12 protein-coding genes and 1 pseudogene are annotated in these 12,806 nt (G+C 62.9%); 3 read left to right on the forward strand and 10 right to left on the reverse strand.

The genetic code is table 11. The features are described 5' to 3' along the window. Positions 1-15: 15 nt before the first annotated feature. The 5 genes from AC1DZP_RS05425 to AC1DZP_RS05445 all read right to left on the reverse strand — a co-directional run bounded on the left by AC1DZP_RS05425 (position 16) and on the right by AC1DZP_RS05445 (position 4,446). Entirely contained in the window at positions 16-240 is a 225-nt protein-coding gene (locus AC1DZP_RS05425; RefSeq protein WP_006206606.1) for a F0F1 ATP synthase subunit C, read from the reverse strand. A gap of 83 nt (positions 241-323) precedes the next feature. Further along, a complete protein-coding gene (locus AC1DZP_RS05430) occupies positions 324-1,082 on the reverse strand; it encodes a F0F1 ATP synthase subunit A (RefSeq protein ID WP_095091979.1) in 759 nt (252 codons plus the stop codon). Between the two features lie 59 nt (positions 1,083-1,141). Next, positions 1,142-1,549, reverse strand: coding sequence for an AtpZ/AtpI family protein (locus tag AC1DZP_RS05435; protein WP_457154877.1), 408 nt, complete (start codon positions 1,547-1,549; stop codon positions 1,142-1,144). 255 nt (positions 1,550-1,804) lie between these two features. Next, on the reverse strand, positions 1,805-2,989 hold the full coding sequence (locus AC1DZP_RS05440; protein ID WP_477300635.1) for a cell wall hydrolase: 1,185 nt from the start codon (positions 2,987-2,989) through the stop codon (positions 1,805-1,807). A gap of 149 nt (positions 2,990-3,138) precedes the next feature. Continuing rightward, positions 3,139-4,446, reverse strand: a complete 1,308-nt coding sequence (locus AC1DZP_RS05445) for an MFS transporter (RefSeq protein WP_477300637.1) — start codon at positions 4,444-4,446, stop codon at positions 3,139-3,141. A 123-nt stretch (positions 4,447-4,569) separates the two neighbouring features. Here AC1DZP_RS05445 and AC1DZP_RS05450 point away from each other — a divergent pair, with 123 nt between their 5' ends. Beyond that, entirely contained in the window at positions 4,570-5,493 is a 924-nt protein-coding gene (locus AC1DZP_RS05450; protein WP_477300639.1) for a LysR substrate-binding domain-containing protein, read from the forward strand. Positions 5,494-5,517: 24 nt separating this feature from the next. Here the strand turns inward: AC1DZP_RS05450 and der are convergent, their stop codons facing one another. Both der and AC1DZP_RS05460 read right to left on the reverse strand, forming a co-directional pair. Then, a complete protein-coding gene (gene der / locus AC1DZP_RS05455; protein WP_477300641.1) occupies positions 5,518-6,957 on the reverse strand; it encodes a ribosome biogenesis GTPase Der in 1,440 nt (479 codons plus the stop codon). Next, positions 6,954-7,619 (reverse strand): tetratricopeptide repeat protein, encoded by a 666-nt coding sequence (locus AC1DZP_RS05460; RefSeq protein ID WP_477300643.1) that lies wholly within the window; start codon positions 7,617-7,619, stop codon positions 6,954-6,956. The genes der and AC1DZP_RS05460 overlap by 4 nt, the downstream gene beginning before the upstream one ends. A 192-nt stretch (positions 7,620-7,811) precedes the next feature. Between AC1DZP_RS05460 and AC1DZP_RS05465 the strand changes: the two genes are divergently transcribed. Further along, positions 7,812-8,819, forward strand: a complete 1,008-nt coding sequence (locus AC1DZP_RS05465) for a polysaccharide deacetylase family protein (RefSeq protein ID WP_477300645.1) — start codon at positions 7,812-7,814, stop codon at positions 8,817-8,819. Positions 8,820-8,849: 30 nt separating this feature from the next. Here AC1DZP_RS05465 and sbmA read toward each other — a convergent pair whose 3' ends face one another. From sbmA to AC1DZP_RS05480, 3 genes and pseudogenes are all read right to left on the reverse strand, one after another. Next, complete coding sequence (gene sbmA, locus AC1DZP_RS05470; protein WP_477225988.1) at positions 8,850-10,109, reverse strand: peptide antibiotic transporter SbmA; 1,260 nt, start codon at positions 10,107-10,109, stop codon at positions 8,850-8,852. Positions 10,110-10,222: 113 nt separating this feature from the next. Next, a pseudogene (locus AC1DZP_RS05475) lies at positions 10,223-11,337 on the reverse strand (YbfB/YjiJ family MFS transporter). Positions 11,338-11,497: 160 nt separating this feature from the next. Then, complete coding sequence (locus AC1DZP_RS05480) at positions 11,498-11,722, reverse strand: hypothetical protein (RefSeq protein ID WP_095091877.1); 225 nt, start codon at positions 11,720-11,722, stop codon at positions 11,498-11,500. Positions 11,723-11,816: 94 nt separating this feature from the next. Here AC1DZP_RS05480 and AC1DZP_RS05485 point away from each other — a divergent pair, with 94 nt between their 5' ends. After that, entirely contained in the window at positions 11,817-12,785 is a 969-nt protein-coding gene (locus tag AC1DZP_RS05485) for a LysR substrate-binding domain-containing protein (protein WP_477300647.1), read from the forward strand. Positions 12,786-12,806: the final 21 nt, after the last annotated feature.

Below are 12,806 nucleotides of genomic sequence, written 5' to 3' on the forward strand. Positions count from 1 at the left end.
CAATCTTCCCAGTGCTCAGCCGAACAGGGCCAGAAGCGCGATGAGAAGCGAGAAAATGCCCAGAGCTTCGGTCACGGCGAAGCCGAAGATCAGACGGCCGAACTGGCCATCAGCAGCCGACGGGTTGCGCAGAGCGCCCGCCAGGTAGCTGCCGAAGATGTTGCCGAGGCCAATGCCCGCGCCACCCATGCCCAGGCAAGCGATGCCGGCGCCGATGTACTTTGCTGCTTCTGCGTCCATTTGTTCAACTCCTTTGGATCTAAAATTCAGTTGCGATTCAATCCGGCGCCAATGTTGGAAACTCTTGGGCCGGAAACTCTTGCTCAGTGCCCGGGGTGCAGGGCGTCGTTCAGGTACATGCAGGTCAACACCGCAAAGACGTAGGCCTGCAGGAAAGCGACCAGCAGTTCCAGTGCCGTCAGCGCCACCGCCATTGCCAGGGGCAGCACCGAGCCCGCCACGCCGACTGCGCCCAGCGCGCTCAGGCTGACGACAAATCCAGAAAACACCTTCAGGGTGATGTGGCCGGCGAGCATGTTGGCGAACAGACGAACCGAGAGGCTGACCGGGCGCGACACGAAGGAGATCACCTCGATCAGCACCACCAGCGGCAGCAGGAACACCGGCACGCCATGCGGCACGAACAGCTTCAGGAAGCCCAGACCGTGCTTCATGAAACCGTAGACGACTACGGTTCCGATCACCAGGGCGGCGAGGCCGAAGGTGACGATGATATGGCTGGTGACGGTGAAGAAATACGGGAACAGGCCAAGCAGATTGGCCACCAGCACGAACATGAACAGCGAGAACACGAACGGGAAGAACTTCATGCCCTGCGTGCCGGCGGCATCGCGCAACATGTTGCCGACGAACTCATAGGCCATCTCGGAGACCGACTGAAGCCGGCCGGGAACCAGGCTGCGGCTCGAGGTCGTGAGAAACAGAAATGCCGCCGCAACGACCACGGTTGCGACCATGAACAGTGCGGAATTGGTGAAAGACAGGTCGTAGCCGCCGATCTCGATCGGTATCAGCTTGTTGATATGGAACTGGTGGATCGGATCGACCTTGTCAGCTGCCACGTTCAAACCCCGTCAATGCCGCGTACGGCTTCGTTACCATTACCACACATGAAGCGCGGTCATTTCCTGTCGTCCTGGTCACGGCGCGATTTATCGCCCTGTCCGAATTCTGCCACAACGCCCGCGGAACGCATCACATTGAGCACGCCGGCGCCAAAACCCAGCAGCAGAAACACGATCAGACCCCATGGCGATGTCCCCGCCAGACGGTCGATGATCCAGCCGATGCCGGCACCCACCACCACTCCGGCGATGAACTCGCTGGAGAGTTTGAGCGCCTGGCCATAACCGGCCACACTGCCCGCTTTCGCGTCGTCTTTCCCCTCGAGCCGGTCCGGCCGCCTTGTCGCAAGCGATGCTTCAAGTTCACGCCGGCGGCGCTCAAGATCGTCGTCGCGGATTTCGGCTTCATGCTGCTTGCCGCGGCCGGTTTCTCCGGTTCCGTCTGGCCTGTTTTTATCGGCCATCGCAACCCCCCTGCCCGGTCAGACCGTCACCGTCCGTCCGCTTCTAAAGTCGCCGGCAACATAGTTAGAGGGTTTGCGCCAGTCAAGCCACGGGCGGAAGTTCATTGTCATGTATTTTAGGCAACAAAATCAATTGGTTATAAAGGTGCGACATCGTGCCCGCCACGGCGACGGGGATGCGCTGCACGAATCCCCCCGGCATTGGCTCTTCGATCGGCTGCACGCAGCGCGAAAAGATCGGTGACTGTGCGGTGCTCAGCTCCAGCCGCCGCCATAGGTGCGGTAGAAGATATGCAGGCCGATCTTGGTCATCTTCTGCATCGTGCGCGCCCAGCCGGGATGCACATATTGGGCGTAGTAATGGGTCGACGATCCGACCTCGGGGATGAATATCTTGCCGGCGGTGACGGCCATGGCGATATCCTGCGCGGTCTTGTAAGCGACGGGACTGTCGATGCGCTTCCTCCTGCCGTCGCAAGCGAAGGAGAACTGGCAGCGGTTGAACCAGCTGTCGTTCTGGTAGACGACGCCGCAGATCGAATTGGGATAGGCCGGGTTGCGGACGCGATTGAGGATGACCTGGGCGACGGCGGCCTGACCGCGCACGGATTCGCTTCTCGCCTCGAAATAGATGCCGTTGGCAAGGCATGCCTGCTCCTTCTTGGAGAAGACACTCGCCGGCAGCGGGTTCTGGATCCACGAGTGGTCGCCCTTGGCCATCGGCGGGATGAAGCGGCCGTCATTGGGCTGCTCGTCCTGAAGCAGGGCTTCGAAGGGCGACGCCTTGGCATAGTCGGGCTCGGCCTGCGCATAGGCGGTCGCCAGCACATCGGGATGGTCGTTGTTGACCAGCGCGGCAAGCATGGCCGGCACGCCGGGATCCGGCTTCGTGTCCTCACGCGCATGGAATGCCGCGGCGATCTGGATTTCCTTGCCTTTGATCTGCGGTTTGGCGAAAGCCATCTTCAAGCCGCTGTCCATGCTGGGCCGCAGCAAGGAGGAGGTGCGCTCGAAGATCGAGCCGGCATTGAAATTCTTCGGCGGCGCGACGGGAGAAACCTGGACGATGCGGCCCTTCTTGTCGGCCCGCACGATGCGATCCTCGTCGGGCGTGCCGCTGACCTTGCCGCCCTTGCCACGAAACGACACGTTGCCGACGCCGGCCAGATGGACGCCCGATCCGGAGATGGAACCGGTGACGTCGGAATCGACAAAGGGCATCTCGGCCGCATGGGTCGAGCCGGCGACAGATTTCTCGACATAGGAATTCCAGCGGGTGTTCGACGCTTCGAGGCCGGAGACAAAACTGGTCATGTCCTGGTAGGCGGCGACGGTCGGAAAGCCGATCCAGATGCCGAGACCGATGACGAACGGGGTCAGAAAGCCACGTTTTTTCTCACCGGCGGCGGCCGCAAGCCGCTTCAACACACGTCGATGCACGGAACTCTCCCCAGGAACGCGACTGACCCCACTGGAGAGCAAAATGATGCATTAACCTTGATGGGACGTTAACAGGTTCGATCGGGTTTTCTCAGTCGGCTCAAGGTCGTGGTTCCGAAGTCGGGCGATTTTGCGGTCAGCATGCGAAGTCAGGCCGGCCGCAGGAAGATCGGCCGGGCGATCAGCGCGCAGATGGCGGCCGACAGCCAGACGCCCGCCCATGATCCGACGACCAGAAGCCCGGGGATGGCGATCGGCACCAGGAAGAAGGCGACGAAGACAAAGCTGTTGGCCAGACCGAGCGCCGTCCCGGCATTGCTGGCGCCGGCAAGCGTGGCAATCTCGGTATAGGCAACGCCGTGCCACGCTGAAACACAGATGCCGGCAAGGATCAGGACGGCAACGATCGTTGTCGCGAGCATAGGCTGCCAGCCGGGAATGGTGGCCGCGACAAACACAAGCAGCGTGAGGGTGGCAAAGGCGGCTGCGCTCAGCATGCTGAAAAAGCGCAGGAACGAGCGGCGGTTGCCGTGACGGTCGGTGAAACGGCCGCTCCAGACGCGCATGACCATGGCGCCGACCTGCACGGCTGCCAGGCTGGCGCTGATCACTGCCGTTCCCATGCCGCCGAAATCATGCAGGAAGACGGAGGCGAAGGTGAGCACCGCCACTTGCGGGACGCAGAGCAGGCCGATGGCCATTGCGATGCGCCAGACGTCCGGATTGCGCAGCGGTGTCGGGCCGGCCGACACCATGGCGTCGCTGGCGGACGTCGCGTCTTCGCCGATTGGTGGCTGGTGCAACCAGCGCCACGCGAAAAGCGCCGTGACGGCGGAGAATGCGGCCAGCAAGCCGTAGACCGCTGCAAAGCCATGCATCGAGGCAAGCGACGGCAGGACAAAGGCGCCGAGCCCGCCGCCGAGCGGCACCGCAGTCTGCCTGATGCTCATGGCGAAGCCGCGCTCGCCTTCACGGAACCAAGCCATGATGGCGCGGCCGCTTGAGCCGTTGACACTGCCGCCAAGCAGGCCAGTGACAAGCAACACGGCGGCCAAAAGCACAACCCCGGGAAGGTGTGCCGGCGACGGCACGACCAGCAATGCCATGAGAAGCAGCCATGCCGCGGTGGCGCCGAGGCCGGTGAGCAGCACGCGGCGATCGCCCCAGCGATCGGTGAGCAATCCCCATGGCAGTTCGCTCAGCGCCACACCCAGGCCAAGCAGACCGAGAACCAGTCCGAGCTGGCCATTGCCGAGCTGGTAGCCGGAGCGCAAGAAGACCGCCGTCGCCGGGATGCCGGAGAAGGTCGCGGAAAAACTGGCATTGGCGGCAACGCCAATGCCCAGCACCTTCCAGCGATGATTGGAGCGGACTGTCGCGGCACCAGCGGCGGCTGCGCCAGCCTGTTGCCGAGGCCTGCCCTGGCTGCATTTCAAATCCGTAGCGACGAGCGACATGGCTGAGTTTCCCTTGATGGTCCGACTGCATCCGAACCTTGACGCCTCGTCTTTACCGCCATAGATTCATGCTGAATATCGGGAAGTTTTTGACTAATTGTCCCGAAAATCAGGACTATTTCCATGCGACGCGTGACATTCGACCTCGACGTTCTTCGCAGTTTCGTCACCGGCATGGAGCTGGGCAGCTTCGCCAAGGCTGCCGACCGGCTCGGCCGATCGACGTCGGCGGTCAGCGCGCAGTTGAAGAAACTGGAGGAGCAGGCGGCGACGCCGATCTTCCGCAAATCGGGACGTGGCCTCGCCTTGACCGAGGCCGGCGAAACCATGCTCGGCTATGCGCGCCGGCTGATCGAGCTCAATGACGAGGCGGCATCCGCTATCCATGACGTCGAGCTGGAAGGCTGGGTGCGGCTTGGGCTGCAGGAGGATTTCGGCGAGGCGGTGCTGCCTGACGTGCTCGGGCGCTTCGCCCGCGCCCACCCCAAGGTCAAGATCGAAGCCAGGATCGCGCGCAGCTACGACCTTGCCGAGCGCGTCACTTCAGGCAATCTCGACATCGCGCTCGCCTGGCACAGCGGCGAGACCCTGCCCTACAGCGAGCACGTCGCCGACGTGCAGATGCGCTGGATCGGCCCGGCAAAGCGCATCGCGACCAGCCTGCGCAACGGCGAGCCGCTGCCGCTTGTGGCGCTTGAAGCACCCTGCCTTTTGCGCACGGTAGCGACCGAAACGCTCGACCGTGCCGGCCTATCGTGGCGGATGGCCTTTTCCAGCCCAAGCCTTGGCGGCATCTGGGCAGCCGTCGCGGCGGGACTGGGGCTGACGATCCGCACCGACATCGGGCTGCCGGCCAGCGTCAGCGCGATGACACCGGAGATCGCCGGCCTGCCGGCACTGCCCAAAATGGCGTTGTTCCTGCATCGCAAGGACGCCGACCCCGAGCCGGTGGTCGCGCGCCTCGCCGAGATATTGCTGCAGGCGGCACGGCAGGCGCTGTCCGAAAATACGCAGACCAACGAAAACGGTTTGCGCGAGGTGGCGTGATCGGCGCCAGACAGGCGCAGATGCTCAGCTGCGTTTCTTGGCCCTGCCGGCGAACGGGTTGTCCGAGGTGCGCAGCGCAATGCGGATCGGCACGCCAGGCATGTCGAAGGCTTCACGCAGGCTGTTGGAGAGATAGCGGACATAGGATTGCGGCATCGCCTCCGGCCGGGAGCACTGGACGACGAAACCCGGCGGCCGCGTCTTGGCCTGGGTGACGTATTTGACCTTCATCCGGCGGCCGGCGACGGCCGGCGGCGGGTGATGCGCCAGGATGCTTTCCAGCCAGCGGTTGAGCTTGCCTGTCGAGACGCGGCTGTTCCACACCTTGTGGGTCTTCAGCACCGCATCCATAAGCTTGTCGAGGCCGCGCCCGGTTTCGGCCGAGACGGGCACCGCCTGGATGCCGCGCACCTGCGGCAACAGCCGCTCGGTCTTCTCGCGCAACTCCGCCAGAAGCTCCTGGGGATGGTCGATCAGGTCCCATTTGTTGAAGGCGATCACCGGCGCCCGCCCCTCGCGGATGATCAGGTCGGCGATCTGCAGATCCTGCTTCTCGAAAGGAATGGTGGCGTCGAGCACGATGATGACGATCTCGGCAAAGCGGATGGCGCGCAAGCCATCCTGCACCGACATCACTTCCAGCTTTTCGTGGATCCTCGCCTTGCGGCGCATGCCGGCCGTGTCGAACAATTTCAGGCGGCGGCCATGCCAGTCCCAGTCGACGGAGATGGAATCACGGGTGATGCCGGCTTCCGGCCCGGTCAACAACCGCTCCTCGCCGATCAGAGCGTTGATCAGTGTCGATTTGCCGGCATTCGGGCGGCCGACCACGGCGATGCGCATCGGCTTGGTGTCGTCGTATGAAGGCACATCCTCCGCATCCGGGTCGACAATATCCTCGCCGATCAGCACCTCACCGGCGACGACCTCTTCGCCTTCGCCGTCTTCTTCTTCACCAAAGGCGCGCGCCTCGCCAAGAGCTCCAATCACCGCGTCGCGCAGGTCGGGCATGCCCTGGCCGTGTTCGGCCGACACCGGGATCGGCTCACCGAGGCCGAGCTCCCAGGCCTCCAACATGCCGCCCTGGGCGCCCTTCGCCTCGGCCTTGTTGGCGACCAGCACGACCGGCTTGCCGGACTTGCGCACGATCTCGGCGAAAGTCTTGTCATCGGGCATCAGGCCGGACTTGGCATCGACCGTGAAGAAGATCAGGTCGGCCTCGCGGATGGCAATCTCGGTCTGCGCCCGCATGCGGCCGGGCAAGGTCGAGGCGGCGGCATCCTCGAAGCCGGCGGTGTCGATGACGTCGAAATGCAGGTCGTAAAGCTTGGCGGCATGCACGCGGCGATCACGGGTGACGCCCGGCGTGTCGTCGACAAGCGCCAGCTTCCTTCCCACCAGCCGATTGAAAAGAGTCGATTTGCCGACGTTAGGTCTGCCGATGATGGCGACTTTGAAGGTCACGACGCACTGCCCGACCCGCGGATCAGCTCGGACATCAAGGTAGCCCGCTCACGGGTGTTGCGCGGGGCGCCGTCGTCGGCGGCAATCTGGTCGAACAGCTTCAGCGCATCCTGGGTCTTGCCTTCCTTCCAGGCGGAAAGACCGAGCGCCTCACGCGCCGTGTGGCGCAGCGTGTTGGTGTCCGACGTAAGCGCCTCGACCCGGCTGGAGACATCGGCGAAGGAGCCATGGTCGACAAGCAGGAGCGCTGCCCTGAGGCGGGCCATGTCGCGAATGCCCGAGGGAATGGCCGTATCGGCGGAGACATCGTCGAAATCCTTGACGGCCGCGTCGACGTCGCCCTTGCTGGCCTTGACGGTCGCGGCGCGCATGCGGGCGAGCAGCGGATAAGCGCCGTAGCCATCCTTCTCCAACTGGTCGAGAGCGGTCAGCGCTTCGTCGTTCTTGCCGTCATTGGCAAGCTTCAGCGCCTGCGAGAACGCATCGCCGGAGCGGTTGGCGCGCGTCTCGTCCCAATAGCGATAGCCGACGAAGGCGGCTGTGCCGAGCACCACGAGGATCGCGAGGACAAGCAAGGCGGGACCGAAACGGTCCCATAGCTTCTGCGCCTGTTCGCGACGCATCTCGTCGTTGACTTCACGGATAAAACTGTCGTCGGACATCAATCAAACCATTCCTGCCCTCTCGGGCCGTTGTCAGCCCGCGTTTTAGCGAAATTTTGTCGGCATGGAAGGGGTTCGACGGGAAAATCGCCTATTCCCACGGCGGGCCGCCCAAAAGGCCAATCGCACCCGCGCCACATTTGCGCGATAGCCGGCTTCCAGACATCCTCCGAGGTCAAGATCAGATTGCCGATGTATCGTCCGTTCCGCGCTGTTGCGTTTTCCCTCGCTTCGCTCGCCACCGCCGGTGTTGCTTTGGCCGATCCGCCGGCGCCACCGACGCCGGCAAAGCCCAGGCAGGTCGTCATCATCTCGTTCGACAGCGCCCGCGACATTTCGCAGTGGAAGCGCAGTCGCGCGCTGGCGCAGCGCACCGGGGCGCATTTCACTTACTTTCTATCCTGCGTGTTCCTGCTGTCGCCGGAAACGCGCAAGGAATACACGACGCCCGGCAAGACATCAGGCAAATCCAACATCGGCTTTGCCGCCTCCAAGCAGGAAGTGGGCGAACGGCTCGAGCAGGTCGGACTTGCTGCGCGTGAGGGCCACGATATCGCCAGCCATGGCTGCGGCCATTTCGACGGCAAGGACTGGAGCAAGGCCGACTGGCTGAAGGAGTTCGGCTCGTTCGAGCACATTCTCGAGAACGCCTACGCGATCAACGGCATCGCGCCCGAACCCAACGGCTGGCGCGATTTCGCAAGGCATGCGGTGGTCGGTTTCCGCGCGCCGTATTTGTCGACAGGCAAGGCGCTCTACGAGGCGCTGCCGGCGGCCGGTTATCAATTCGACGCCAGCGGCGTCTCGCAGGGCCCTGCCCGGCCGACGGCCAGCCACGGCATCATGCACTTTTCACTGCCGCAGATTCCGGAAGGACCGAAATCGAGGCCAGTGATCGCCATGGATTACAATCTCTATGTCAGACATTCCGGCGGCTTCGAGCGGCCGAGCAAGGCGGACGAGTTCGCCAACCGAACCTACGATGCCTTTCGCGCCGCCTTCGATGCGCAATATCAGGGCAAGCGCATTCCGCTGGAACTCGGCTTCCACTTCGCCCTGATGAATGACGGCGCCTACTGGAACGCGCTGGAGCGCTTCGCCGGCGAGGTCTGCGTCAAGGCCGATGTCGAATGCATCAGTTTTCGCGACTATGTTTCGCGGCAGAAAGCCGGCGAGACACAGGCATCGGTTGGCGGCTGAGCCGCCAACCCGGTTCCAAACCTCAGCTCTTTAAGCCGGGTCCTCGGCGCCTTGGCGTTCCAGATAGCGCTGATCGATCGGCGGCAGCGGCTCGCCTTGCAGCGTCGCTTCAAAGGCGCGCAGGCGTTTGTGGACCGATTGCAGCTCGACGATGGTCGACCAGGAGGTGAGCAGAAACTGCAGCGAACTCGTCACTTTGCCGAATGCGTTCGAGATCTGGTTCAGTGCGCCGAAGGTTATCTTGTGCGCCACCAGTGACGGCCCAAGGATCAGCAGCGAGAAGATGTTGTCGGCCTGCAGATACGTATACCGGACCACGTTGAAATATATGTAGTGGAAATAGAGCCTGAAATAGTTGTGACGAACGTTCGCGAACAGCTCGGCGGTGGTAGCTGGCTGGGCCCTCTCCGCATGATCCTCGCCATAGACAAGTTCCTTGCGATAGGCGGCCTCAACACGCTGGTTGCGAAACTGCAGTCCCGGAAGTTTCAGCCCGGCAATCATCACCGAGATCGTCCCGAACAGACACCAGGCCAGGGCTGCGACAACCAATGGCTGCGGGATCGCGCCGACAATCGGCAACTCGCTGATGTGAGCCTGCAACTGGATCATGACCGGCAGGAATGCGATCAATGTCATGATCGACTGGACGAAGCTCGAGCCGAGATCCTCCATGATCTGCGAGAACCGCATCGTGTCTTCCTGGATACGCTGCGAGGCGCCCTCGATATGGCGTAGCCTGCCCCAGTTCTCGACGAAATAATTGTTCATCGCGGTGCGCCAGCGGAAGATCCAGTGGCTGACGATAAAGGCGTTGACCACCTGCACATTCATGCCGACGAGCGCTAGCCACGAAAAATCGGCCAGCCCGATGTAAAACTCACCGTTGGTCGACTTTCCAGTCCCCGACATCAGCCCCTGCACATAGTCGAAGAAGGGACCGTACCAGGCGTTGACCGCGACGCTGACCTGCACATTGAAATAGATGAAGAACAGGATGACCGCCGTCATCAGGATCGACCAGCGCTGCCAAGGATGCGGCGAATACCAGTTCCAGAACGCGTAGAAGACGAGCACGCAAAACGCGAAGTAGAGATAAAACCAGAGAAACGGCGGCGACAAAAGGATGGCGATGCCGATGATGGGGGGCGCGCCAGCCGCAGCCGGCGGCAATCCGAAAACGGCGCCCAACTGCTCGCCGCCGAAAAACCAGAACAGGATCGCCGCAAGGCTCCAGATGGCTGCCGAAGAGAAAAAAAGCTTCGGCTGCGGGAAGAAGGATACGAACACTGTGGGGGATTCCTCGGTCGATGCGCAAATCAGCGGGGTTTAGCGGGCATAAAGTCACATATTAGGTGGAAAGCAAATGCCTACCCGATGCCCGGCATCGAGCAACCCTATAATCATGGCGATTTTGGCGCGGCCGACCATGTGATGGCGCCGGAGACGACCAGCATCACTGCGGCGGCGATCGAGGCGAGGAAGAAATCGCCTGACATCTGCGCCAGCAACCCGGCGGCGATCGGGCCGATGATCTGGCCAAGGCCGAAGGACGCCGTCATCAAGGCAAAGATACGCCGCGGCGCTTTTGGCGCCTGGTGCCGCGCGGCCTGCAGGCCAAGTGCCGTGATGGCAATGAGGTGCCGCCGAGCAGCAGGCCGCCAAGCAGTGGCCCTGTGCGTCCGCCGATAGCCACGCTGGCGGTGACGCCCGCAACTTCGATGAAGCATGCCAGAGCATAGGCTGCGTAAAGCCCGATCCGGGCGGCGATCTTCTGCCAGAGCCATGTGGAGGGAAAACCGGCAAGGCCGGCGACCATCCACACCATCGCCTCGAAGACGCGGCTGCCGCCGCCTTGCCGGACGATGGCGACCAGGAACGTCGCCGTCACCACATAGCCAAAACCGAACAGGCCGTAGGCGACGATGATCTTCATCAGCGACCAGTCCTTCGGCAGCGCCGGCTCGCGCGTGGCGTCGCCATTGGCTAGTGGGCCTTCGTTCGCCAACAGCGCCACGACGACGAAACCGCAAGCCGAAATTGCCGCCGACCAGAGCCAGCCAGCCGCCCAGCCGGCATGTTCGGTGACCAGCGCCGCCATCATCGCCGCGGACACCGCGATGCCGAGACCAACGCCGCCAAAATGCCACGCCTGCAGGTCGCCGCGGCCGGCAGCGTTAATATGGCTGAAAACGATGCTGGCCATGAACACCATGACGAAGGCGCTGGTCAGGCCGGCCAGAAAGCGGATGACGAGAAAGGCGACCATGGTGTCGGACAGTCCCATCAACGCAGCAAGGGCCGTGCTGGCGCCGAGACCCGCCAGCATCAGCATGCGTTCACGTCCCTGCGCCCAACCGCCCGCAGCCGCCAGCGCGCCGACGAGGTAGCCAAGATAGTTGGCGGAAGCGATCCACCCGGCATCGGCCGGCGACAGATGGAGCTCCTCCATCATGCCAGGCAGGATCGGCGTGTAGACAAAGCGCCCGATGCCCATGGCAACAGCCATGGCGATCATACCCGCGATGGCGAAACGCAGTGCTGTCGAGGTGGGTGTCATTGCAGTGCACAATAAGTGCGCGAGCCGGTGAAACAATCCACCTTTGGTTGGGCCAGCGCGGTCGCAATGCGCGGCGCTCGCCTCGACTTTTGCTTAAGCCGGAAAGCGAGGCGTCCGTTTAGCAGCGTCCACCGAAACCCGCATGCAATGAAGCAGTCTCGTGCACCGTGCGGAGCGCCGTCAGCCTGAACGGCACATCACCCAATTCGCGCTCCGACATGGTGTTGAGCACAGGATGCGAAAGCGGATCAGTCAGCCATCTCTGCGTCACACTCTCCCGGCTTGGCTCCTGCGGAGCATGGGTCGAGAAAAAGATCTTCAGCGATGACAACATGCTCAACATTTTCGGCTCCACGGGTCTGGCTCCCTCCGTAAGTGTGCCGTTCCGATGTGTCTTTCAATTGAGATTTCAGCCGGATCGGTTTAGAAAAACTCAAATGGCCATGCTCAATCGCGTCCATCTCAACGGCCTTCGCGCCGTCGAAACCGTCGCCCGTCTCGGCTCGCTCGCGGCGGCCGCCGGGGAACTCAACGTTTCCGTCAGCGCCGTCAGCCAGCAGATCAGCCGCACCGAGAAGCAGCTCGGCCAGGCGCTGTTCGAGCGAACGGCGAGCGGTCTCGTGCTGAGCGAGTTCGGCGCCGTCTTCGCGGCCCGCCTCGGTGCGGGGTTTCGCGAGCTTGCCCACGCCGTGGCGATGGCCGACGAGGCGACGCAATGCACATTGGTGGTTTCGGTGGCGCCGGCCTTTGCCTCGAAGTGGCTGCTGCCGCGGCTGTCGCGTCACTTCACGCGGCATCCCAACGTGCTGTTGCGCATCGATGCTTCGGTGCGGCTGGCCGATCTCGACCACTCCGACATCGATATTGCCATCCGGCTCGGCGACGGCAAATGGCCGGGCGGGAGGGCGGAACTGCTTTTGGCCCAGGAAGTCTTCCCAGTCTGCGCCCCGGCGATCGCCGGGAAACTGAAATCGATCGAGGATCTTGCCCAGACCTGCGCCATCACCGACGAACGGGCCATGATCAATTGGGAAAGCTGGTTCGAGGCAGCCGGCGTTCCGCCCGTCACGTTCCTGAAGGGCGCGCGCTTCACCGATCCGATGCTGTGCCTGGAATCGGCGATTGCCGGCCATGGCGTGATGCTCGGCTGGCAATTGCTCACCGCCGATGCGCTGGCCGACGGCCGGCTCGTGGCGCCGTTCGGAATCCGCGCCCAGAGCGGCCTCGGCTATTGGCTGGTGACCTCCTCGGCCAAGGCCGAAAACCGCAAGGTCCGGGATTTCAAGGTCTGGATCAAGGAAGAGATCGAGGCGACGATGGCACAGTTCGGGTCGCCGAATGCGGCCACCGCACCCACCGGTGGGATCGCGGTGGAAAGCACCGTGGCACCGGTCTATGTAGAGTGAGACATCAAACTACGGCAGGCA

This window comes from Mesorhizobium sp. P2_F8 (genome assembly GCF_056403655.1).